Here is a 22,560-nt window from a genome sequence, read left to right on the forward strand (position 1 = left end):
GTCACCGCCAGCTGGGCAGCCAGAGATGGTCGTGCCAGTTGCCCGGGGTGATCGGGAGGGCGGTGAGAATCGGCCAGAGCCAGATGAAGTTGGCGATCACCAGGCCCAGGTAGAGACAGACCGCGAGCAGTCCGAGGCTGCGCCGTTCGTTCGGTGGGGCGGGTAGATAGGTCCCGGCGGGGCTGCGCGGAATGGTGTTCGGGTGCGCCGGGCCGAGCACGTCGCCGAGCGCCAGCGCCACGCCCATCACCAGGAACGGGGCCATCGGGACGGCGTAGAAGTAGTACATCTGCCGGTCGAGCGTGGCGAACCAGGGCAGCAACGCTGCGCCGTAGCCGACCAGCACGGCGCCGTAGCGCCAGTCGCGACGGGTTACGGCGCGCCACAGCATCCAGGCCAGCGCCGGGCCCGCGACCCACCAGATGGCGGGCGTCCCGATCAGCATCACGGCCTTCACGCATTGGGCCTGGCCGCAACCGCTGACGCCGCTGTCGGCGTAGTAGTACAGCATCGGGCGCAGACCCATGGGCCAGGTCCATGGTTTGGATTCCCACGGATGATGGTTGCCCGCCGAATTGGTCAGCTCCGTGTGGAATTCCAGCGACCTTGCGTTGAAGTACCAGAGCGAACGCAGCGCGCCCGGCACCACATTCGACCAGAATCCGCCGGTGCCGATCGGGTCGGTCGGCGCGGACGGATTGCCCGGCATGTACCGGTACACGCCCGTCTCGCTCGCGAACCAGGCCCAATAGCCGGCCAGATAAACGCCGAGGGGCACGAGGACCAGCGCGTAGAGCGCGGGCCCGATATCGCGCAGCGCGACGCCGAGCCAGGGACGGCGCACGCCGTAGTCGCGCCGCGCCGCGAGATCGTAGTAGACGCTCAGCAGGCCGAAGGCGGCGATGAAATAGACGCCGGACCATTTGGTTCCACAGGCCAGGCCGAGCAGCACGCCCGCGCCGAAGCGCCACCAGCGCACCCCGAGGCGCGGTCCCCAGTCCGTCGCGCCGATCCGGCCGTCGGCGTCCGCGCGGGCGAACCGGGCGCGGACCTCGTCGCGGTCGACGATCAGGCAACCGAAGGCGGCGGTGACGAACAACCCCATGAAGATGTCGAGCATGCCGATGCGCGAGGACACGAAGGTGAGCCCGTCGGCGATCAGCAGGATGCCCGCGATCGCACCGATCAGGGTGGAGCGCGCCATCCGGCGCACGATCCGGATCACCAGCAGCACCAGCACGGTTCCGGCCAGCGCGGCGGTGAAGCGCCAGCCCCAGCCGTTGTAGCCGAACAGCGCCTCGCCGATCGCGATGAACTGCTTGCCGACCGGAGGATGCACCACCAGCCCGTAGCCGGGGTTGTCCTCCACCCAGCCGCCGGTGAGCATCTGCCAGGCCTGCGGGGCGTAGTGCTTCTCGTCGAACACCGGGGTGCCGGCGTCGGTCGGGTAGTTGAGCATCGTGAAGCGGGTCACCGCCGCGATCGCGGTGAGGAACGCCGTCACCAGCCAGCCGCGCAGGCGGTCGTCAGGCCCGAAGTCGGGCGGCGGCCGCAGCGGGCCCGGGCTCGACCAGGAGGGCACGGTTCCGAACCGTGCGGTTGCGCGCTGGTCGGTCACCTGGGTCACGCCCCGATCGTATGCTGTGCCGCCTCTCGGAGTATTCAGGCCGTACGCGTTGGGTGGTTTCGCCGAGATCGGAATACGCTACGAACCGATTTCGTCAGCACACGGGTAGCTCGCGAATCTCTCGACACCAGACTCGGACGGCCTGACTACTCGGAGAGGCGGAACAGCGACAGTGACGACGGGCAGGCTGGTGCTCGCGGCGACACCGATGGGCGACATCGGGGATGCCTCGCAGCGCCTGCGCGAGGGACTGGCGACCGCTGACGTGGTGGCCGCCGAGGACACCCGGCGCACCAGGTCGCTGGCCAAGGCGCTGGGCGTCGAGATCTCCGGCCGGGTGGTGAGTTTCTACGACCACGTCGAGACCGCGCGGATCCCGATGCTGCTCGACGAGATCACCGATGGCCGCACGGTGCTGCTGGTCACCGACGCGGGCATGCCGTCGGTGAGCGATCCCGGCTACCGCATGGTCGCGGCGTGCGTCGAGCGTGAACTGCCGGTGACCTGCCTGCCCGGCCCCTCGGCGGTCACCACGGCGCTCGCGCTGTCGGCCTTGCCGGTGGAACGGTTCTGCTTCGACGGATTCCCGCCGCGTAAATCCGGCCAGCGCCGGGAATGGTTGCGCACGCTGGCCGCCGAATCACGTGCCTGCGTCTTCTTCGAGGCGCCGCACCGGCTCGCCGACTGCCTGGCCGACGCGGTCGAGATCCTCGGGCCGGACCGCCGCGCCGCCGTCTGCCGGGAGCTGACCAAGACCTACGAGGAAGTGGTGCGCGGCACCCTGGCCGAACTCGCCCAGTGGGCCGTCGAGGGCGCGCGCGGCGAGATCACGGTGGTGCTGGCGGGCGCCCAGCCTTCCGCCGCCGACCCCGCGGACCTGGTCGACGCCGTCGAATCGCTGACCGCCGCGGGCGCCCGCCTCAAGGATGCCTGCGCGGAGGTCGCCGCCGTCCACGCCGTTTCCCGTCGCGAACTCTACGACGCGGTTCTCACCGCGCGCCGCACCTCGTAGGCCGACCGCGTCCCTGTGAGGTTTCGCTCCGCCGCGGGTAGTCGACCCGAGGTGGTGCGGCGGGCATGATCATCGGTATGACTTCTCTGGAGAGCAAGGCCACGACGTTCCTCGGATTGCACGTGCCGGGGGATCCCGGAGTCTTCCCCACGGTGTGGGATGCCTGGTCCGCGAAAGTCGCTGTGGCGGCGGGCTTTCCGGCCTTGACGGTCGGCAGTCACCCGCTGGCCGACTCGATCGGCCGCGAGGACGGGGAGAAGATGACGTTCGACGAGTCGATGACCCGGGTACGGCAGATCACGGCCGCGGTGGACGTTCCGGTGTCGGTCGACATCGAGTCGGGCTACGGGCAGGAGCCGGCCCGGCTGGTCGACGGGCTGCTGGAAGCGGGTGCGATCGGGCTCAACATCGAGGACACGGTGCACAGCGAGGGCAAGCGGCTGCGCGCGGCGCAGGAGCACGCCGACCTCGTGCACGGCCTGCGCGAGGCCGCCGACGCGGCGGGTGTGCACCTGGTGATCAACGCGCGCACCGATCTGTTCCTGCGTCAGGACGGCGAGGCTTCCGATCGCGTCGACCGTGCCATCGAGCGCCTGAAGCTGGCCGCCGAGGCGGGCGCGGACGTGCTGTTCCCGGTGGGCCGCCACGCCGAGGCCGACATGCGCCGTCTGACCGGTGAACTGCCGCTGCCGATCAGCGCCACCGTCGCGCCGGACCAGGCCGACAAGGCCGCCCTCGCCGATCAGGGCGTCGCACGGATCACCTTCGGCCCCTTCCTGCAAGCCGTGCTGACCAAGGAGATCGAGACCTTGCTCGGCCGCTGGAAGTGAGACCCGTGGCCGGTACCCCAAGGGACGACGGGTGGGTTACCGGCCGCGCACGGTGAAAGGCCCGCACGGCAGTCGCGGTAGTCAGGAGGGAACCGCCAGCCCCAGGGCGGTCATGACGAACTCGACGAACAGCGGCGCCAGATCCGGCACCCGCGCGGGTCCGTCGGAGACGATCACCCGCCGTGTCCGTTCGCCGATCGCGTCCGGGATCAGGGCGATCAGCCCGTCGGAGAGTTCCGGGAGCGTTGGGTCCGCCGCGCGAGCCTGGTCGTAGAACACCCGATACAGCTGGGCGAACCGGTCGACGGCCAGGTCGCGGTAGCCGACGGCCTCCTGGTTCACCTTGAACGATTCCACCAGCACCAGCCGGGCGAAATCCGGCTCGGTGGCGACGGTCCGGCAGAAGGTCACCACGATGGATTCGATCTTCGCGTAGGCGTCGGCGTCCGGCGGCAACTGGGCGAGTTCCTCGGCGATCCGGGTCGCGACGATGTCGACCCCGGTGTGCACCGCCTCGGCGAAGCACTCCTCTTTGTTGGCGAAATGGTCGTAGAAGGTGGTGCGCGAAACCCTGGCCGTGGCCACGATGTCGGTGAGCGTGGTGGCCGGATAGCCCTTGCTGTCCACGGACTTCACCATCGCCTCGACCAGCCTGCCGCGTTGCGACGCGAGTACGGCTTCGCGTGCCGCCCGATGCCGCTCGGCGAAACCGGACCGCTGAGCGGATGCCGTCGCGTGCTGCTGGCCCATGTGTGCCCTCTCTGTGCCGGAACCGATCCCGAACGGAACGTCGTCGTACCGATCGCACACGGTCCGGGGTGTCGCCAGGCCGCGAACCGGTGTTTCATTATCCGACAACGCATTCCACGGTGGGAAGGCAGGTGGATCCACCCGTGGGCATGGTGCCGCGCAGCACGGCGAAAGTGTTGTGCGCCTTATCGTTCCGGCCCGCCGCGACGCTGGGCCGCAGCGATCAGTCCTTCGGCTCGACGTACTTGGGGAACACCGGTTCCGGCGCGGGCAGCGTCAGTCCGGGCTCGATCGGGGTCGCGATATCTGCGAACGTCCGGCTCTGTTGCCCCAGTTGGTCGAGGATGCGGCTCGCCGACCCCGGCAGTACCGGCTGCACCAGGATCGCGACGATGCGCAGCACTTCCAGCGTCACGTACAACACGGTGGCCTCGCGGGCGAGATCCTCCGGCGTACCGGACTTCGCCAGCGCCCACGGCGCCTGCGCGGAGAAGTACCGGTTGGTCTCGCCCAGGGTCAGCCAGATCGCCTCCAGCGCGAGATGCATCTGCTGCGCGTCGAACTCGGCCCGGCAGCGTTCCAGCAGACCGCCCGCCAGATCCAGCAGCGCGCGGTCGTCCGCGGTGAACTCGCCGGGGGTCGGCACCGCGCCGCCGCAGTCCCGTGCGACCAGCTTGGTGCTGCGCTGCACCAGATTGCCGAACTCGTTGGCCAGGTCGCTGTTGATCCGGCCCACGATGGCCTCGTGGCTGTAGCTGCCGTCCTGGCCGTAGGAGATCTCCCGCAGCAGGAAGAAGCGCACCGCGTCCAAGCCGTAGTTCTCGACCAGTTCCAGCGGGTCGACCACGTTGCCGACCGACTTGGACATCTTCTCGCCCTTGTTGTACAGGAACCCGTGCACGAACACGCGTTTGGGCAGCTCGATACCGGCCGACATCAGGAACGCGGGCCAGTACACCGTGTGGAACCGCGTGATGTCCTTGCCGATGATGTGCACATCGGCGGGCCAGAACTTGCCGAAGGCGGCGGAAGAGGTGTCGGGGAAGCCGACGCCGGTGATGTAGTTCGTCAGCGCGTCCACCCACACGTACATGACGTGGTCGGGGTGGCCGGGCACCGGCACACCCCAGTCGAAGGTGGTGCGCGAGATGGACAGGTCTTTCAGGCCGGCCTTGACGTAGCTGACGATCTCGTTGCGCCGGGTGGCGGGCGCGATGAATTCCGGGTGCTCCTCGTAGAGCGCCAGCAGCTTGTCCTGGTAGGCCGACAGCCGGAAGAAGTAGTTCGACTCCTCGGTCCAGGTGACCGGCGTCTTGGACTCGGTCGAGATGCGGGTGCCGTCCTCCAGCACCGTGGTCTCCTCGTCGGTGTAGAACGCCTCGTCGCGCACCGAGTACCAGCCCGAGTAGTTGCCCAGGTAGATGTCGCCGTTGGCCAGCATCCGTTCCCAGATGGCCGCGCTGGCCACCTGGTGATCGTCGTCGGTGGTGCGGATGAACCGGTCGAAGGAGATGTCGAGCGTCTTGTCCAGCGCCTCGAACACGTCGGAGTTGCGCGCCGCGAGCTCTTCCACCGGGAGGCCCTCGGCGGCCGCTGCCTGCTGCATCTTCTGGCCGTGCTCGTCGGTGCCGGTCATGAAGAACACGTCGTAACCGTCGAGGCGCTTGAAGCGGGCGATGGCGTCGGCCGAGATGTACTCGTACGCGTGCCCGATGTGCGGCGCGCCGTTCGGGTAGGCGATGGCCGTGGTGATGTAGAAGGCGGGGCGGTCAGCTTCGCTCATGGTGTGTCTACTGTAATGCGCGTGCATTCTTTCGCTCGCGTGAATATGCCCTGCGCCGACGCGCGGGTCCCCGCGTCCGCGCCGCGCGGTGGCCGCCGATGAGCGCAGGACGTCCCGCGCCGGAGCTGCCCGAGCCGCTGGCGCCGATCGTGGACGCGCACACCCACCTGGACGCCTGCGGAGCGACCGACGCGGCGTCCACCGCCGCGATCGTCGACCGCGCCGCCTCGGTGGGCGTCGGCCGAGTGGTCACCGTCGCCGACGACCTGGCCGCCGCGCAGTGGGCGGTGCGGGCCGCGCACTGGGACGATCGCGTGTACGCCGCCGTCGCGCTGCATCCGACCAGGGCGAACGCACTCGACGACGACGCCAAGGCCGAGCTGGAGCGCCTGGCCGACGACCCGCGGGTGGTCGCCGTCGGCGAGACCGGCCTCGATTACTACTGGCCGGGCAAGCTGGACGGCTGCGCCGACATCGAGACGCAGATCGACGGTTTCCGCTGGCACATCGACCTGGCCAAGCGGGTCCGCAAGCCGCTCATGATCCACAACCGCGAGGCCGATCACGACCTGCTGACCGTGCTGCTGGACGAGGGCCCGCCGGACCGGGTGATCTTCCACTGCTTCTCCTCGGACACGAACATGGCGCTGTCCTGCGTGGCGGAGGGCTACATCCTCAGCTTCTCCGGGACGGTGAGCTTCAAGAACGCGCACGAATTGCGGGAAGCGGCCAAGGTGGTGCCCGACGACCAGATCCTGGTCGAGACGGACGCGCCGTATCTGACCCCGCATCCGTTCCGCGGAGCGCCGAACGAGCCGTATTGCCTGCCGTACACCGTGCGGGCGCTGGCCGAAGTGCGCGGCCAGGATCCGCTGGAACTGGCGAAGATCACCACGGACAACGCGCGGCGCGTCTACCGGCTCTGAGCGCCGCGCCCGCATACCCGTGGGCGCTCACGGATGCCCGGAATGCATCGGTGTATGCGAAATGTGTCCTATGTCACTTTCGATGTTCCGTTTCGTGATTTACCTGCGGGGTCGATATTTGATCGTGATATTGAAAAGGCGCTGTTCCTGAGCTTGCTGTTGTCCGCGCCCGCCCCCCTCGTTATCGTGCTGTGACCATGTCCCCCTTCACGCGGATCAACCAGTCGCGTTCGCCGCTGCTGCACATCGCGGTCGGCGCGCTGCTGCTGACGCTGATCATCGGCGCCGGCCTCGCGATCGTGAATCGCAAGACGGTGACCGTCGTCGTGGACGGCGAGAAACTCTTCCAGACCACCATGTCGCGCGACGTGCGCGGTGTGCTGAAGGCCGCCGGCTTCGCCGTGACCGATCGGGACAAGGTGGCGCCGGCCCTGGCCGCGCACATCGGCGACGGCGCGACCATCACGCTCAACCGCGCCCGCGAGGTGGATCTGTCCGTCGACGGGATGACGCAGCGGGTCTGGACCACCGGCGTGACCGCGGGGGAGGCGCTCGAGCAGTTGAAGATCTCGAAAGAGGTGTACGTCTCGCCCGCACGCGACGAGCGGCTCCCGTTGCAGGGCGCCACGCTCATGATCGCGACCCCGCGCGTGGTCTCGCTGGTCGACGGCATCGGTAACCCGGTGGACGTGCGCGCCGCCGCCCCCACCGTCGGCAAATTCCTCGAGGTGGCGGGCGTCCCGCTGATCGAGCAGGATTCCGTCGAACCGGCCGCGTCCACTCCGGTGACGAACGGCTTGCGCGTCACCGTGACGCGCAAGCGGGTAGAACAGCACACCGAGACGCTGCCGCTGGACCCGCCGGAGAACGTCATCGAAGACCCGACCATGAACATGAGCCGCACGGTGGTCGAGGCACCCGGCGCTCCCGGCGTCCAGGACGTCACGTTCGCGGTCACCATGGTCAACGGCCAGGAAGTGGACCGTCAGGCGGTCGGTTCCACGGTGACCGTGGCGGCGCAGCCGAAGACCGTCCGCAAGGGCGCCAAGCCGGGCACCGAGGTGCCGCCGGTGCGCGACGGCGCGATCTGGGACGCGCTGGCCCGCTGTGAGTCGACCGGCAACTGGTCGATCAACACCGGTAACGGCTACTACGGCGGTGTGCAGTTCGACCAGGGCACCTGGGAGCGGCAGGGTGGGCTGCGGTACGCCCCCCGCGCCGACATGGCCACCAGGGAAGAGCAGATCGCCATCGCCGAGATCACCCGCCAGCGGCAGGGCTGGGGCGCGTGGCCCGCCTGCACCGGCCGGCTCGGTATCAGCTGACGCTGCACCGGACGCCGGGGGCGTCGCGGCGCGGTTGATAGATTCTCGAGGTGTCCGAACCTGAAATCTCCGCTCGTGGAAGTGCGGCGCTGCTCGGGCCCGCCGAAGTGCGGGTGCTCGCCGAGCGGCTGGGGGTGCGGCCGACCAAGCAACTCGGGCAGAACTTCGTGCACGACGCGAACACGGTGCGGCGGATCGTCGCGGCCGCCGGGGTAGGGCGCGGGGACGTGGTGCTCGAGGTCGGGCCCGGTCTCGGTTCGCTGACCCTCGCGCTGCTGGACGTGGTGGACTCGGTGGTCGCGGTCGAAATCGATCCCGTGCTGGCGCGCCACCTTCCGTTGACGGTCGCGGACCGGGCGCCGGATCTGGCGGCGCGCCTGTCGGTGGTCGAGGCGGACGCGCTGCGCGTCACCGCCGCGGATCTGCCCGCGGCGCCGACCGCGCTGGTGGCCAATCTCCCGTACAACGTGGCAGTGCCCGTGCTGCTTCATCTGCTCGCCGAATTGCCCGGCATCGCGGTCGCTTTGGTCATGGTGCAGGCGGAGGTGGCCGATCGGCTTGCCGCCGATCCCGGCAGTCGCACCTACGGCGTGCCCAGTGTGAAAGCGGGCTTCTTCGGGACGGTCCGGCGTGCGGGGGCGGTGGGCACCCAGGTGTTCTGGCCGGTTCCGCGAGTCGAGTCGGGGCTGGTCCGGATCGACCGCTACGCCCAGTCCCCGTGGCCGATGGACGCCGAGCATCGCCGCCGCGTCTTCGCGGTCGTCGACGCCGCGTTCGCGCAGCGCCGCAAGACCCTCCGCGCCGCGCTCGCCGGCTGGGCGGGCTCGCCCGCCGAAGCCGAGCGCCGCCTGCTCGCCGCGGGCATCGCCCCCACCGCCCGCGGCGAAACCCTGGACACCGCCGCCTTCGTCCGCCTGGCGGCCCAGGCGTAGCACTGCGCACAAGGCGGTGGCTCCCCGTACCGGCATCGGCCGGAGCGAGGAGCCACGCGAACGGTCCGGATCAGACGGCGACTTCGTAGCCCGCTTCGTCCACCGCGGCGACGATGTCGGCGTCGGCGATCGGCGCGGTGCTGTCGACGCGGACGGCGCCGCTGGCGAGATCCACATCCACGCCGGTCACGCCGTCGATCTTGCCGATCTCGGTCTTGACGGAGCTGACGCAGTGCCCGCAGGTCATCCCCGTGACGGTGTAGGTGGTAGTGGGCATGTCCGACTCCTTCGCATCCAGATTCTCATACGGTCGGGGGGTACCCCTGTCTGAACATACCCCCATGGGGTAAGCAGGTGCAAGAGTCGAATCTCGAGTTCGCGGTTTGTCCCACGCGGTACCAACTGTTCTGATCAATGGCGAGCGACTCGCGCGGCTCCCTGGCCGCACCGACCCATCGCGAGATTGGTTTGGAGGTTACGCGTTGATAGTGTGGCCTGGCATCGCGACGTGCCATTCATCACGCATCAGCCGACCGCATCCGTCGGGGAGCCCAGTGTTCGGCAACAGCCGTTTTCGTTGGTGAGAGGCACCCGGAGAAGGGGTGGGATGGTTCAGGGCGACCGAAACTTTCACCGTCGGGAGCGGATCGCCGCGATCGCTGAGTGGTCCAAAGCCGGTGTGCAGCAACCACGTCGCCCGTTACCGATCGAACGGGCTTTCGCCGAGCGTGTCGCGCAGATGAATCGGCCACTGTTTCGGCCGTTGGAGCTGCCGAACGTCGGGGGTGTGGAGTATCACCGTCAGGTGTCTTACCTGGTGGACGCATACGACAGCATTCCTGCGCGGGTGGATATCGCGTTCGATTCGGTGTGGAAAGCGTTCGAAGCCGCGACGAAACGCGCGGCATCCGGAAACGTGACCGATCGCCTGAAGAAGCTGGCAGCGGGATCGGGACTGGATAGTGGGATTCTGTCTCTGCTGCTGGCGGACATACCGGCGCAGTCGTGTGAGTACCTCTTCAAGCGCTTGGTTATCGACTTCGGGTCGTTGGTGGATCCCGAGGAGCGCCATCGACATCAGCCGAACCGCCGTTTGGCCGGGGTGGGCGATCAGGATTTCGCGACGCTGCTGTCGGTACTGCAAACGCGGTACGGATCGAACGGCGACCATGCGGATCACCGTAAAGGCGCCATGTTGCTTCGTCGTGCCTTGAGCGGCGAGAAGGTGGATCTGCAGGGCGTCGATGTCACTTTGAGCCTGCCTGTCCGGTCAGCGGTCTTGTTGTCCGGACTGCTGTACACGGCGCGAAATGACAGGTTTCACGGCGAGTCTTTCTCACCGTTTGTCAGCAGTGCGGCGACGATACGTACTTACACCCACCCGTACTTCCTCTTCTTGGCCTCCTACTCGCTGCTGTCCTCCCTGTGGCTAGGAAGCGGCCCGTGCGGAGTCGGTTTGCAGCGCGATGACGTCGTTGCCAACATCTCCGCCAATCTCGAGGCCGCGCACGATTTGTTCGGACGGCACTGGCTGGGATAGGCGTCGGGGCAGGTCGAGTCCCGCCGTAGCGGGCCTCACACGCCGTCGGCCAGTTCCAGCCAGCGCTCCTCGGCCGTCTCCTTCTCCGCGAGCACCTGCTTGAGTTCCGCGCCCAAGGTGACCAGCTTGTCCGGCTCGGTGGCCGCGTCGGCGAGCGCCGAGTGCAAGCGCTGCTCGCGTTCGGAAAGCTTGTCGATGGCGCGTTCCAGCCGGGTGAGTTCCTTGCGGGCCGCGCGGTAGGTGGCGGAGTCGGTGGCCGGTGCGTCGGCGGCCTTGGCCTCCGGCGCGGCGGCGCGGTTCCGGCTCGCCGTGATGGCCGCGCGCCTGGTGAGGTACTCCTCGATGCCCCCGGGCAGGTTTGTGAGCTTGCCGTCGCCGAACAGCGCCCAGGTCGAGTCGCAGATCCGCTCGATGAGATACCGGTCGTGGCTGATCACGACCAGCGTGCCCGCCCAGTTGTCGAGCAGGTCCTCCAGTTGTTGCAGGGTGTCGATGTCCAGGTCGTTGGTCGGCTCGTCGAGTAGCAGCACGTTCGGCTCGGACATGAGGATGCGGGTCAGTTGCAGGCGCCGCCGCTCGCCGCCGGACAGGTCGCCGACCGGGGTGCGCTGGCGGGCTGGGGTGAAGCCGAGCCGCTCGGCCAGCTGGCCGGCGGAGACCTCCTTGTCGCCCAGCATGATTCGCTGTGCGACCTGCTGCACCGCCTCCAGCACCCGCAGGCCGGTCGGCAGGTCGTCGAGTTCCTGGCGCAGCCAGCCGATCTGGACGGTCTGGCCCTGGACGCGCTTGCCCCCGGCCCAGATCGCGCCGGTGTCTCCGGCCAAGGCGCGCAGCAACGTCGTCTTGCCCGAGCCGTTGACGCCGACAAGGCCGACGCGCTCGCCCGGCGCCAGCCGCCAGGTCAGGTCCCGCACCAGTTCCCGGCCGTCCGGGGTGGTGAGCGTGGCGTCTTCCAGTTCGACGACGACGCGGCCGAGGCGTTTGCGCGCGAAGGCCGCCAGCGAGACGCTGTCGCGCGGCGGCGGCACGTCGGCGATCAGGGCCTCGGCGGCCTCGACCCGATAGCGCGGCTTGGACGTGCGCGCCTGCGGGCCGCGTCGCAGCCAAGCCAATTCCTTGCGGGCCAGATTGCGCCGCCGGGCCTCGGACGCGTCCGCCTGGCGGGCGCGCTCGGCACGGGCGAAGATCCAATCGCCGTAGCCGCCCTCGTAGCTCTCGACCTTGCCGCCGACCACTTCCCAGGTGTTGGTGGCGACGGTGTCGAGGAACCAGCGGTCGTGGGTCACCACGACGAGGGCGCTGCGGCGGCCGAGCAGATGCGCGGCCAGCCACTGCACACCCTCCACGTCCAGGTGGTTGGTCGGCTCGTCGAGCACCAGCAGGTCGAGTTCACGCACCAGCGCGGCGGCGAGCGCGACCCGGCGGCGCTCGCCGCCGGAGAGATTGTCCACCGAGGTGTCCAAGCCGAGATCGGCGATGCCGATGCCTTCCATCACCGAGCGGATGCGCGGGTCGGCAGCCCACTCGTGTTCGGCGACCTCGTCGGTCATGGCGTCGTCGGCCAGCCCGGCCAGCACCACCGAACCGACCGTCGCCCCCGGGGGCAGCACGCCGCGCTGGGTCACCACCGCTATGCGCAGGCCGCCGAGCCGGCTGACCCGGCCGCTGTCCGGTTCCTCGATACCGGTGAGCACCTCGAGCAGGGTGGTCTTGCCGCCGCCGTTGAGGCCGACGACTCCGATCCGTTCGCCCGCGTGCACGCCGAGCGAGACGTTGTCCAGCAGCGGCTTGATCCCGAAGCTCTTGTGGACCTGTTCGAGATTGATCAGGTTGGACATGGATCCTTCCGTGTCTTGCGGGGGCGCTCCGATGAGCGCCCCGGGCCAGCGTACCGACCCGGGCGGGGCGTCCGTTCGCCCGGCGAGCAGCGGGAGAGCTTGCGAGACGAACGATGTTCGTTTAGATTGATCGGCGAACGAACACTGTTCGTTCCATGCAACCGATCCGGCGTTCCCCAGAAGTACAGCCGCAGAGTGGGACGCCCACCTCGCCTCGAGGTGTCGGCGGGCGGCACCCGTCCCATTCCGCATCGCTTCCCTGGAGGAATTCCATGCACGTCGGCCTCGGCCTGCCCATTTCCGATCCCGCCGCCCTGCTCGACTGGGCCCGGCGCGCCGACGCGGGCCCGTTCCGCACCCTCGGCCTGCTCGACCGGCTGGTCTACGACAACCCCGAACCGCTGATCGCGCTGGCCACGATCGCCGGCGCGACCAGCCGCGTCAAGGTGCAGACCGAAGTGCTGCTCGCGCCGCTGCGCGATCCGGTGCTGCTCGCCAAACAGACCGCCACGCTCGACCGGATGACCGGCGGACGGCTGGTGCTCGGCCTCGGCGTCGGCGGCCGCGCCGACGACCACCTCGCCTCGGGCACCGACCCGCGCACCCGCGGCCGCCGCCTCGACGAGCAACTCGCGCTCCTGCGCCGCCTATGGGCGGGAGAGGCCTACAGCGACGAGTGCGGGCCGATCGGCCCCGCGCCGCTGCGCCCGGAAGGGCCCGAGATCCTGTTCGGCGGTTTCCAGCCCGCCGCGCTCGAACGGGTCGGGCGGTTCGGCGGCGGATTCCTCGCCGCCGCGCCGCCCTCCTGGGCGGGCAACCTCTTCGACACCGTGCGCCGTTCCTGGGCCGACCACGGCCGCTCGGGCGAGCCGAGGATCGTCGCCCAGGTCAACGTGGCTCTCGGCCCGGATCACGTCATCGAGGACGCCCGCGCGTCGATGGGCGCCTACTACGCGTTCAGCGATTACGCCGAGGGCTTCCTCGCCGGAATGCTCACCACGCCCGCGCAGATCCGCGCCACCATCGCCGCATTCGGCGATCTGGGCGCGGACGAGGTGATGTTCTACTGCTACGGGCGCGATGCCGATCAGGTCGATCGGCTCGCCGACGCGCTGCCCTGAGCAAGGCGTCGCACCGGTCGCGCGATTCAGATGCCCGTGGCCGTCAGTGGATCGCCGCGATCACCGGCGGACGGCCCGTGCCGACCCCGGCGCGGCGGATCCTGACGGATGCGCGGGTCTGCGACGGTCGTCTCCGCACCGCTGCTCCCGGGACCGGACGCCTGCACGGAGCCGAGAAGCGCTCGACCGGGCGGCTATCGGCCGGATCGCCGTTGCATGACCAAGCCGCGGCGGACGGTGCGCTTCGTCCGCTTGTCGGCAGGACCGCGCAGGCGCCACCCGGCTCGGCGAGAGCCTGCTGCTGTCTGCCATGCGAGCCGGGGCGGCTCGGGCATCCGCGATTCGCGGCGTTCAGTGCTTCCCCGATGGGTCGGCGCTGAGAATGCGCGCGCCCGGCACGGGTCCGCCGGCCGTCCGCACGCTGCGGCACACGCCCGCGCCCGCGAGTTCGGCGGCCACCGAGATCGCCGATTCCTCGCTCTCGCACAGGAACGCGCACGTGGGCCCGGAGCCGGACACCAGCCCGGCCAGCGCGCCCGCCGTGACGCCCGCCCGCAGCGTGCGGCGCAGTTCCGGCTTCAGCGACACCGCCGCCGCCTGGAGGTCGTTGCCGAGCAAGGGTGCGAGCTGGTGCGCGTCGCCGGAGGCCAGCGCTTGCATCAACTGCTGCGGTTCACCGACCCGAGGCGGATCGCCGTGCTCGCGCAACCGGTCGAGTTCGGCGAAGACCGCGGGCGTGGACAGGCCGCCTTTGGCGAAGGCGAGCACCCAGTGAAAGGTATTGCGCGACAGCACCGGCAGCAGGCGCTCCCCGCGGCCGGTGCCGAGCGCGGTGCCGCCGTGCAGGGCGAACGGCACATCGCTGCCGAGTTCGGCCGCCACCGCGCCCAGTTCCTCCCTGGACAATCCCAGGTCCCACAGCTCGTTCAGCCCGACCAGCGCGGCGGCGGCGTCGGCGCTCCCGCCCGCCATACCCCCGGCTACCGGAATGCCTTTGGCGATGGCGATTTCCACCAGGGGAGCGCGGCCGCCGAGGTGCGCGAGCCGGACGGCCGCCTTCCAGACCAGGTTCGTCCGGTCGGTCGGCACGTCCGCGGCGCCCTCTCCGGTGACCCGGACGGCCAGCGAACCCGAGGGGGAGATCTCCAGGTCGTCGCTCAGGGACAGCGCTTGGAACACCGTGGTCAGGTCGTGGTAGCCGTCGGCACGCAGGTCGCCCACTCCGAGATGGAGGTTCACCTTCGACGGCGCCCGCACGGTGACGGGACTCGGCACAACTGACAGCACGGTGCTCAAGCCTAATGGGAGCGGCCGGGCGATGCCGTTCCGTAGCGGGCGTCGCGAAAAGGAACCGTGGGCGGGGCAATCCCCTGGCCGTTACAGCAGTCCGCCGCCGGTGGCATCGATCCATTGCCCGGTCACCCAGCGCGCCTCGTCGGAGGCGAGGAATCCGACCACGTCGGCCACGTCGGCGGGCTGCCCCACTCGTTTCAGCGGGGACATCGCCGCCACCGCCGCCTGGGTTTCGGCGTTGCGCAGCCAGTTCGCGTTCATGTCGGTGTCGATGATGCCCGGGGCCACCGCGTTCACGGTGATGCCGCGCGCCCCGACCTCCTTGGCGAGCACGCTGGTGAAACTGTCGATCGCGCCCTTGGTCATGGTGTAGGCGATCAGCTGCGGCATGTACGCGCCGTGGGTCAGGCCGGTGGAGATGTTGACGATCCGCCCGCCCGGCCGCAACCGATCCAGGCCGAGACGAGTGATGAAGAAGGGCGCCTTGGCGTTGATCGCGAAGACCCGGTCGAACGCCGCCTCGTCGGTCCCGGCGATCGGCTCCCGGATGCCGTCGGTGCCGGCATTGTTCACCAGGATGTCCAAGCCGTCGGCGTGCGCGTCGAAGGCCGCCCACAGCGCCTCGGCGTCACCGGGCACGCCCAGTTCGGCGCGAATCGCGAATGCCGCGCCGCCGGACGCCTCGATCGCGGCCACGGTCGCCTTCGCGGCCTGCTCGTCGCTGTTGTAGTGAACCGCCACCCGTGCGCCGTCACGGGCCAGTCGTTCCGCTATCGCCCGGCCGATACCCCGGCTGCTTCCGGTCACCAGTGCCGTCTTGCCCGTCAGTGCGCCCATCACAGGCCCCTTTCTCTAGCGGTCGCTACAGAAAGAAAGGTAGCACATTCTCTAGTGACCGCTATAAAATTGCGGCATGAGTACCACGACCCGCGGGCGGCCCCGATCCTTCGACCGGGACGCCGCGCTGGAGAAGGCCATGCGGCTGTTCTGGGAACGCGGGTACGAGGCCACGTCGATCGGAGACCTGACCGCGGCGATGGGAATCGGCGCGCCCAGCCTGTACGCGGCGTTCGGGGACAAGAAGACATTGTTCGCCGAGGTCGTCGCGAAATTCGGCGCGCGCTACGGCGGATTCGTCACGCGGGCGCTCGCCGAGGAGGGCACCGCCGACGCGGCGGTCCGGCGCATCCTGCGTGAGGCGGCGGTGGAGTACACCCGGCCGGAGTGCCCGCACGGCTGTCTGGTGATCAGCGCGGGCGTCAACACCACGAGCGCCGAGATCGCCGATTTCCTGCGCGACATGCGCAACCGGAACATCGACGCGTTCGCCGCGCGCATCCAGGCCGACATCGACGCGGGCGTCCTGTCGCATCACCTGGACGCGCGCACGCTGGCTCGCTATGTCGGCACGGTGATGCAGGGAATGTCCCAGGCGGCGCGGGACGGCGCGAGCCGGGCCGAATTGCAGCGGGTGGCCGAGCTGGCGCTGCGCGGCTGGGAACCCTAGTGCCCCGAGGCGCGTCCGTCCTGCACCACCACGGGCAGGCAGGTGCGCACGAAGTCCGCGCCGAAGTCGGTGAGCACCACGCTGCGGTAGATCACCTTGGTGCCGAAGCCGGACCGCTTCAGCATCTCCCGCACCGGTGACTGCGCCTCCAGCAGCTGATACCGGTTCGGATTGCCGACCGGCTCGCGCGCGTGCTCGACGAGGCCCAGTCTGCGCAGGTTTGTCAGGTACTGCTGGATCCGATTGGGGAAGCGCAGGCCCGCGTGCTCGCCGATCAGGGTGAGCATCGAGCCGAGGCGTTCGGAACCGAGCGCGCGCGGGCGGCCGGTGCGGATGTCGATCGAGGGCTGCGGCCCGTCCAGGTGCAGGAAACGCAGGATGCGCGCCTCGTCGGGGGTCAGTTCGGCGAGCATGCCGGCGAAGGCCGGATGGTTGTCGTCCTCGCCGTGCGGGCTCGCCGACAACCGCAGCAGCGCGGCGCCCTGCTCGCGCAGCGTCGGCACGGCGTCCTGCGCGGGCGGTTGCGCGGCGGCGGACAGGCCGAGCGCTTTGCGCATCGCGTCACGGACTTCGGACTCCGCCTCGGCCAGCACTTCTCGCGGCGGCGCTCCCTCGATGCTGCGCCGCACGACGGTCGAGGTGACGTCGACCGCGGTGCCGACTCCCCAGGAGGTCACCCCGGTGACGGCGGTCCACGCGACCCGTGCGACGCCCGTCGCGGCGCGCACGGTTGCCACGGGAACCGTGACCCGTCTCGGTAATTCGTCGGTGTGAGCGATGTCCGAAGCCGGCCGTCGGGCGATCTCCTGCGATGGCCCGGCATTCGCCGCCGTCGCGTCGAGGTGCTCGACGGCCTCGAGATCGCCGTCGTCCGGACTCGCTACAGCCATGATGTCGCCACTCCCGTTCCGAAGATCAGGATATGAGCGTATCCGGCGAAGAGCCCCAGCACGCCGCCATGGACGAAAAGGAGCCATTCATCCTGTTTGATGGCCGCGCGAAGCATGTCGACGAAGTCCGGCGGCGACAACATCGCCATCTGCCTGGCGATGTATTCGTTGATCTGCCTGCCCTGGCGGACATTGAACTCCGGGTCGGCGAACGCGATCGGCGCGATGGACATGGCTTCGTTGGTGAAGGTCGATTGCAACGAGTCGTATTCGCGGCTGCCGAGCATGAACTTGACCGCAGGACGCGCGGGGCCGAGCGCGCGGTCGGCGGCGGGGCGCAGCGTGTCCTCCAGCATCTGCATGGTGCGATCCGAACGCGGGCCGTTGAGCAACTCGTCGCCGATATTCGCCACGGTGATCACCTGGCTGGAAACCAATTCCGCGTATCCGTCGGTGATTTCGGACTTGCGTTTGATCAGCAGGCCCTGCCGCCACGGGACCCACCACTTCGGATATGCGGGCGCGAAGATCATATTGATGCCGATCCAGTTGACCACCCAGCCGATGATCACGCCGCCGATCGGCAGCACGACCAGGCTGGACCAGCCGCTCAGATGCAGGACGGCCACCAGCAGCACGCCCATCGGCGCGCCGAAGTAGAAACCGAAGTTCTGCATGAATCGCAGTTCCTTCGCGCCGAGCACTTGGAACAGCGTGTTGAGCAGATGCGGCCGGGCCTGGAAGTAGCGGATCACCATCTGCTTCACGTCGAGCAGCTGATCGATATTCGCGCCCAATTCCTCGGTCAGCTCACGCAGGATCTCCGGCAGCTGCTGGCGCACCCTGGCATGCACCATGTCGCGCACCTGGGCGGGCAGGTTGTACCAGAGCTGAGGATGCTCGCGGCGCAGGATGTCCTCGACGATGTCCTTGATCTGCGCGTCGGCGATGCTGGTGAGATGCTCGGCCAGCTTGTCCGGCTCGAGCTCCCGGTAAAAGTCGGCTACGCTGCCGAGTTTGGCCAGGCCCTTGTCGACCGCGATGCTCGCCATCTTGTCGGCGCGCGACGGGACGATGCCCTGCCACCCGAACCGGCCGTCGTAGCTGAGCAGCGGGAGGACCTGAATTCGCTTGGGCAGGAATGGATACAGCGCGCGCAGGCCGGGAACTCGGACACCGTGGAAGGCGACCGGCTTGAACAGCATGAGCACGCCGGTCCAGTTGGTGATGTAGCCGATCACGCCGGTGAAAAGCGGTATGGTCACGAGCTCGAGGAGGATCGTGGGGTGGATTCCGAATACGCTCTCTAACACGACACCCTCCTGCCGATACACCGGTGATCGCCGCCTCACCGGCACCCAAAACTAGCACCCCCTCCTCGCAGAAACCCTATTTGCGCGCCGCGTGCCGGTCGCACTGTCCGAGTCAGGCGGTGCGAATGACCCGCGACACAAGGGGAAGTAATCTGTGGAGCGGATTCGTTCCCCCGGCGATATCGGAGAAAACGTGGCAGACGACAGGACCGGACAGGACGTGGCCCGGCCAGGTTCCCGCGCCGTCGAGCGCAGTTCGGATGTCGAACAGCGGCAGATCAGCAATGAGGCACGGCTGATCCGCGGCGTGTTCCGCGCGGCAGGAGTGGCCGCGGGCACCGTCGTGCGCGGAAGCCAATGGGCGGTCGGCACGACCTACGAGGTCACCAGGGAGATCACCCAGGCCGCGCTGGACGGGGAGTCCTCGGCGGAGATCGCCGAGCGGACCGGAAACGCGTTGCGTTCCATCGCCCGCAGCGCCCTCGGCGTCACCGAGGGCTCGGTCCGGGAGATCGTCAGCTACGTCCCGACCTCCAACGGCCCCACCTCGCAGCAGCCGCTGGCCGTCGGCCCCTACCTGCGCTCGGCGAGCACCGAGGAGTTGCGCCGCCGTGGCGACGCGCTGCTGGCCAGGTCCGCCGACGTCTACTTCACCGAGGACGTGCACCCGGCCTACGACCGCATCCTCGACGAACTCGCTCCCGACGAGGCGCGCATCCTGCGCTTCATGGCGCTCAACGGCCCGCAGCCCGCGGTCGACGTGCGCACCAACCGGCCGCTGGGGATCGGCTCGGAACTGGTGCAGGGCGATCTCACCTCGGTGCCCGAGCAGGCCGGCGTGCGCTACCCCGACCGCGCGCGGTCCTACCTGATCAATCTCAATCGCCTCGGGTTGACGCTGACCTCGGACGATCCGGTGGTGCTGAGCCGGTACATGGTGCTCGAGGTGCAGCCCGTGGTGGAGGCGGCGCTGAAGAAGGCGGGCCGGGCGCCGAAGATCGTGCGCAAGAGTCTCCGGCTGACCGAGTTCGGCGAGGACTTCTGCCGTACCTGCTTCACGATCGGAAGTTGACCACGAAGTTGATCTTGACCGGAATGTTCCGCTCGCCGTGATAGCAATCTGATACAACCCTCCCAATCCGGCACTCGGGATGGGATTGTTGAGGGTATGGATCAGCGAACCGGCGGGCAGGGGCGCGGCGACCCAGGTTTGGGCATCGCTGGGCAAGTGCGTAACGACCGGGGCACGGGCTCCGGTGGGCCGCAGCGCGACGACCTGGGATTTCCCCCGGTCGGCCAAGAGCGCGGCGGGGTGGACATCGATTCCGGCATACCGGAGCCGGAGGAACGAGATCTCGACCCGGTCGGTGCGGGTCCGAACCGCGACAGGCGGGCGACCAGCGCCGGTGAAGGGGATGCGGACGCCGATGACCGGCTGCGCTTCGACGCGGGAACCATCGACTTCGGGCAGGTGCGCGACGATCCGCGGGCGGGCCGCGGCCGCGACGAGCGGGAGCTGGACGACGTCTCGGCGATCTCCCGGCTGAAGTACCGGTACCTGCGCACCCTCGACACCAAATCCTGGGATGACTTCGCCGACACCATGGTGCCCGAGGCGACCGCGACCTACAGCGAATATCTGCAGTTCGAATCGCGCGAGGCGTTCATCGCGTTCATGCGCAACACGCTCGGGCCGCACGTGATCACCGAACACCGCTGCGACCACCCGGAGATCGATGTGGACGGCGACACCGCGACCGGCACGTGGTACCTCGCCGACACGGTGCTCATTCCGGGCCACAACATGCTGCTGCGCGGCGCGGCCTTCTACACCGACCGCTACGTCCGCTGCGACGACGGCCACTGGCGCATCTCGCACACCGGCTACGAACGCACCTACGAAGTGGTGCTCTCCCTCAGCGACCTGCCCAGCCTGCGGCTGACGTCGAGCCGCTGGGGCCTGATCGCGAAAGAAGACGGCATCTCTTCGATCGAACGCGACCCCGGGGCCCCGCCGATGCGGCCGGAGTCCGAGGTCGGCTGACTCAGTCGGCGGTGGCCACCAGGGGCTCCAAGGTGAGCGCCGGGTGCTCCTTCTCGATGTATTGCAGCCGCCATTTATCGCTGAACAGCGCGAGCAGCGCACCGTCTGAGCGGGTGAACACCTCCACCCCGCGCTGCCGCCCGAGTTCGTCCGCCGACGCGGCATCGGTGCGCCGGGCCAGCGTGTAGCCGAGGTGCTCCATCGTGGTCTCGACGTTGAACTCCGTGAGCATGCGCGCGGTCACCACCTCGAACTGCATCGGGCCGACGGCCGCCAGGACCGGAGCGGCGTCGCCGCGGATGTCGTTGCGCAGCACCTGCACGACGCCCTCGGAGTCGAGCTGGTCCATCGCCTTGCGGAACTGCTTGTACTTGCCCGCGCTACGGGCGCGCAGCACGGCGAAGTGCTCCGGTGCGAATGACGGGATCGGCGGGAACTCCACCTTCTTGTCCACGAACAGCGTGTGCCCTGGAGCCAGCGCCGTCGCGTTGACCAGGCCCACGACATCACCGGGGTAGGCGGTGTCGACGGTGGCGCGTTCGCGGCCGAACACGGTCAGCGCGTACTTGGTGGCGAACGGCCGCCCGGTCTGCGCGTGGGTGACCACCATGCCGCGTTCGAACTCGCCCGACACGATCCGCATGAACGCGAGCCGGTCCCGGTGGGCGGCGTCCATGCCCGCCTGCACCTTGAACACCACCGCGCTGAACGGGTCGCCGGTCGCGCGCGGCTTGCCCTCGACATCGCGGCGCGGACCCGGGGCGGGCGCGAGCGCCACCAGGGTCTCCAGCAGCTGCCGCACGCCGAAGTTCAGCATCGCGGAGGCGTAGATGACCGGTGAGGTCTGCCCGGCCAGGAACAACTCCTGATCGTGGTCCTGGCCGGTGGCCGAGAGCAGCTCGCTCTCCTCCGCGGCGGTGATCCACGGCTCGCCTTCGCGCGCCTCGGCCGCCTCCGGAGTCAGCGACTCCTCCGGCGCGATGGTCGCGCCGCCCGCGGTGCGGGTGAAGTGGATGTATTCGAGCGCCGCGCCGTCCGGGCCGCGGCGCAGCAGGCCGCGGAAGTCTCCCGCGATACCGACCGGGAGGAACAGCGGGGTGGGGGTGAGGCCGATCCGCTCATCGATCTCGTCGAGCAGTTCCAGCGGAGCCCGGCCCGGCCGGTCCCACTTGTTGATCACGGTGATCACCGGGATGCCGCGGTGGCGGCAGACCTGGAACAGCTTCAGCGTCTGCGGCTCCAGGCCCTTGGCGGCGTCGATCAGCATCACCGCGGCGTCGACGGCGGTGAGCACCCGGTAGGTGTCCTCGGAGAAATCGGAGTGGCCGGGGGTGTCCACCAGGTTGATGACGCTGTCGACCTCGGACCCCGCGGCGCGGTAGTTGAACTGCAGCGCGGTCGAGCTGACCGAGATGCCGCGCGCCTTCTCCATCTCCATCCAGTCCGAGACGGTGGACTTGCGCCCGGCCTTGCCGTGGATCGCGCCCGCCTCGGAGATCATCCTGGCGTGCAGGGCGAGTGCCTCGGTGAGCGTGGACTTGCCCGCGTCGGGGTGGGAGATCACCGCGAACGTGCGCCGGCGGGCTACCTCGGCGGACAGCCCGCGGGGTGCGGGCGCGACAACACCCTCAGGGGAGGCGCTCAACGCAAGACAACCTTTCGCAGACAACCGATCGGCAACCACGCCAGCGTACGCGACTCGCTCGAGCGCGAGCCGAACCGCCGGTGACCACCCGATTCAAAGAGCGCCTCTGCGCTGGGGTATGGTGTTCGGGTTGTCTCGGCGAGGGTGACCGCAGACCAGTTTTGCGGCACCGTGATCGACGCGG

Annotated in this window: 21 protein-coding genes; 11 read left to right on the top strand and 10 right to left on the bottom strand. The window is 69.0% G+C overall.

The window, feature by feature from the left end:
- Position 1: 1 nt before the first annotated feature.
- Positions 2 to 1,627 (bottom strand): dolichyl-phosphate-mannose--protein mannosyltransferase, encoded by a 1,626-nt coding sequence (locus ACGF7Y_RS14810; protein WP_393233658.1) that lies wholly within the window; start codon positions 1,625 to 1,627, stop codon positions 2 to 4.
- Positions 1,628 to 1,799: 172 nt separating this feature from the next.
- Here ACGF7Y_RS14810 and rsmI point away from each other — a divergent pair, with 172 nt between their 5' ends.
- Complete coding sequence (gene rsmI, locus ACGF7Y_RS14815; protein WP_393233660.1) at positions 1,800 to 2,639, top strand: 16S rRNA (cytidine(1402)-2'-O)-methyltransferase; 840 nt, start codon at positions 1,800 to 1,802, stop codon at positions 2,637 to 2,639.
- Positions 2,640 to 2,716: 77 nt separating this feature from the next.
- The gene (locus ACGF7Y_RS14820) at positions 2,717 to 3,469 is read left to right on the top strand and encodes an isocitrate lyase/phosphoenolpyruvate mutase family protein (RefSeq protein ID WP_393233662.1); all 753 of its coding nucleotides are present in this window, start codon (positions 2,717 to 2,719) and stop codon (positions 3,467 to 3,469) included.
- 81 nt (positions 3,470 to 3,550) lie between these two features.
- Here the strand turns inward: ACGF7Y_RS14820 and ACGF7Y_RS14825 are convergent, their stop codons facing one another.
- On the bottom strand, positions 3,551 to 4,219 hold the full coding sequence (locus ACGF7Y_RS14825) for a TetR/AcrR family transcriptional regulator (RefSeq protein ID WP_393233665.1): 669 nt from the start codon (positions 4,217 to 4,219) through the stop codon (positions 3,551 to 3,553).
- A 223-nt stretch (positions 4,220 to 4,442) separates the two neighbouring features.
- Positions 4,443 to 6,029, bottom strand: a complete 1,587-nt coding sequence (metG, locus tag ACGF7Y_RS14830) for a methionine--tRNA ligase (protein ID WP_393233667.1) — start codon at positions 6,027 to 6,029, stop codon at positions 4,443 to 4,445.
- 71 nt (positions 6,030 to 6,100) lie between these two features.
- On the opposite strand from metG, the gene ACGF7Y_RS14835 reads away from it, so the two are divergent.
- The 4 genes from ACGF7Y_RS14835 (at position 6,101) to rsmA (ending at position 9,185) form a co-directional block, all read left to right on the top strand.
- Positions 6,101 to 6,928: a TatD family hydrolase gene (locus tag ACGF7Y_RS14835; protein ID WP_357122007.1), complete on the top strand. Its 828-nt coding sequence runs from the start codon at positions 6,101 to 6,103 to the stop codon at positions 6,926 to 6,928.
- A 63-nt stretch (positions 6,929 to 6,991) separates the two neighbouring features.
- Complete coding sequence (locus ACGF7Y_RS14840; RefSeq protein WP_357952918.1) at positions 6,992 to 7,123, top strand: hypothetical protein; 132 nt, start codon at positions 6,992 to 6,994, stop codon at positions 7,121 to 7,123.
- Between the two features lie 2 nt (positions 7,124 to 7,125).
- Positions 7,126 to 8,253 (top strand): transglycosylase family protein, encoded by a 1,128-nt coding sequence (locus tag ACGF7Y_RS14845; protein ID WP_393233671.1) that lies wholly within the window; start codon positions 7,126 to 7,128, stop codon positions 8,251 to 8,253.
- 50 nt (positions 8,254 to 8,303) lie between these two features.
- Positions 8,304 to 9,185, top strand: coding sequence for a 16S rRNA (adenine(1518)-N(6)/adenine(1519)-N(6))-dimethyltransferase RsmA (gene rsmA / locus ACGF7Y_RS14850; RefSeq protein WP_393233674.1), 882 nt, complete (start codon positions 8,304 to 8,306; stop codon positions 9,183 to 9,185).
- A gap of 70 nt (positions 9,186 to 9,255) precedes the next feature.
- Here the strand turns inward: rsmA and ACGF7Y_RS14855 are convergent, their stop codons facing one another.
- Positions 9,256 to 9,462 carry a heavy-metal-associated domain-containing protein gene (locus tag ACGF7Y_RS14855; protein WP_062972683.1) on the bottom strand — a complete coding sequence of 69 codons (207 nt, stop codon included), beginning with the start codon at positions 9,460 to 9,462 and terminating at the stop codon, positions 9,256 to 9,258.
- Between the two features lie 330 nt (positions 9,463 to 9,792).
- Between ACGF7Y_RS14855 and ACGF7Y_RS14860 the strand changes: the two genes are divergently transcribed.
- Complete coding sequence (locus tag ACGF7Y_RS14860) at positions 9,793 to 10,725, top strand: hypothetical protein (RefSeq protein ID WP_393233677.1); 933 nt, start codon at positions 9,793 to 9,795, stop codon at positions 10,723 to 10,725.
- Between the two features lie 35 nt (positions 10,726 to 10,760).
- Here the strand turns inward: ACGF7Y_RS14860 and ACGF7Y_RS14865 are convergent, their stop codons facing one another.
- On the bottom strand, positions 10,761 to 12,563 hold the full coding sequence (locus ACGF7Y_RS14865) for an ABC-F family ATP-binding cassette domain-containing protein (protein WP_393233679.1): 1,803 nt from the start codon (positions 12,561 to 12,563) through the stop codon (positions 10,761 to 10,763).
- A 155-nt stretch (positions 12,564 to 12,718) separates the two neighbouring features.
- On the opposite strand from ACGF7Y_RS14865, the gene ACGF7Y_RS14870 reads away from it, so the two are divergent.
- Positions 12,719 to 13,684 carry an LLM class flavin-dependent oxidoreductase gene (locus tag ACGF7Y_RS14870; RefSeq protein ID WP_393233681.1) on the top strand — a complete coding sequence of 322 codons (966 nt, stop codon included), beginning with the start codon at positions 12,719 to 12,721 and terminating at the stop codon, positions 13,682 to 13,684.
- A gap of 351 nt (positions 13,685 to 14,035) precedes the next feature.
- Here the strand turns inward: ACGF7Y_RS14870 and ACGF7Y_RS14875 are convergent, their stop codons facing one another.
- Positions 14,036 to 14,971 carry a 4-(cytidine 5'-diphospho)-2-C-methyl-D-erythritol kinase gene (locus tag ACGF7Y_RS14875; protein ID WP_393233684.1) on the bottom strand — a complete coding sequence of 312 codons (936 nt, stop codon included), beginning with the start codon at positions 14,969 to 14,971 and terminating at the stop codon, positions 14,036 to 14,038.
- A gap of 90 nt (positions 14,972 to 15,061) precedes the next feature.
- Complete coding sequence (locus ACGF7Y_RS14880; protein ID WP_357952910.1) at positions 15,062 to 15,814, bottom strand: SDR family oxidoreductase; 753 nt, start codon at positions 15,812 to 15,814, stop codon at positions 15,062 to 15,064.
- A gap of 76 nt (positions 15,815 to 15,890) precedes the next feature.
- Between ACGF7Y_RS14880 and ACGF7Y_RS14885 the strand changes: the two genes are divergently transcribed.
- The gene (locus ACGF7Y_RS14885) at positions 15,891 to 16,484 is read left to right on the top strand and encodes a TetR/AcrR family transcriptional regulator (protein WP_393233687.1); all 594 of its coding nucleotides are present in this window, start codon (positions 15,891 to 15,893) and stop codon (positions 16,482 to 16,484) included.
- Here ACGF7Y_RS14885 and ACGF7Y_RS14890 read toward each other — a convergent pair.
- A complete protein-coding gene (locus ACGF7Y_RS14890) occupies positions 16,481 to 17,374 on the bottom strand; it encodes an Abi-alpha family protein (RefSeq protein WP_357952906.1) in 894 nt (297 codons plus the stop codon). The two genes, ACGF7Y_RS14885 and ACGF7Y_RS14890, sit on opposite strands and share 4 nt — an antisense overlap.
- Positions 17,365 to 18,639: a hypothetical protein gene (locus ACGF7Y_RS14895; protein ID WP_393233689.1), complete on the bottom strand. Its 1,275-nt coding sequence runs from the start codon at positions 18,637 to 18,639 to the stop codon at positions 17,365 to 17,367. Before ACGF7Y_RS14895 ends, ACGF7Y_RS14890 begins: the two co-directional genes overlap by 10 nt.
- Before the next feature lie 241 nt (positions 18,640 to 18,880).
- Here ACGF7Y_RS14895 and ACGF7Y_RS14900 point away from each other — a divergent pair, with 241 nt between their 5' ends.
- Complete coding sequence (locus tag ACGF7Y_RS14900; RefSeq protein WP_393233692.1) at positions 18,881 to 19,759, top strand: Abi-alpha family protein; 879 nt, start codon at positions 18,881 to 18,883, stop codon at positions 19,757 to 19,759.
- A gap of 444 nt (positions 19,760 to 20,203) precedes the next feature.
- Complete coding sequence (locus tag ACGF7Y_RS14905) at positions 20,204 to 20,731, top strand: nuclear transport factor 2 family protein (protein ID WP_393234001.1); 528 nt, start codon at positions 20,204 to 20,206, stop codon at positions 20,729 to 20,731.
- Between the two features lies 1 nt (position 20,732).
- Here ACGF7Y_RS14905 and ACGF7Y_RS14910 read toward each other — a convergent pair whose 3' ends face one another.
- On the bottom strand, positions 20,733 to 22,376 hold the full coding sequence (locus ACGF7Y_RS14910; protein WP_393233695.1) for a peptide chain release factor 3: 1,644 nt from the start codon (positions 22,374 to 22,376) through the stop codon (positions 20,733 to 20,735).
- Between the last annotated feature and the right edge of the window lie 184 nt (positions 22,377 to 22,560).

It is taken from the genome of Nocardia sp. NPDC047654, from assembly GCF_043205035.1.
Taxonomy (GTDB): domain Bacteria; phylum Actinomycetota; class Actinomycetes; order Mycobacteriales; family Mycobacteriaceae; genus Nocardia.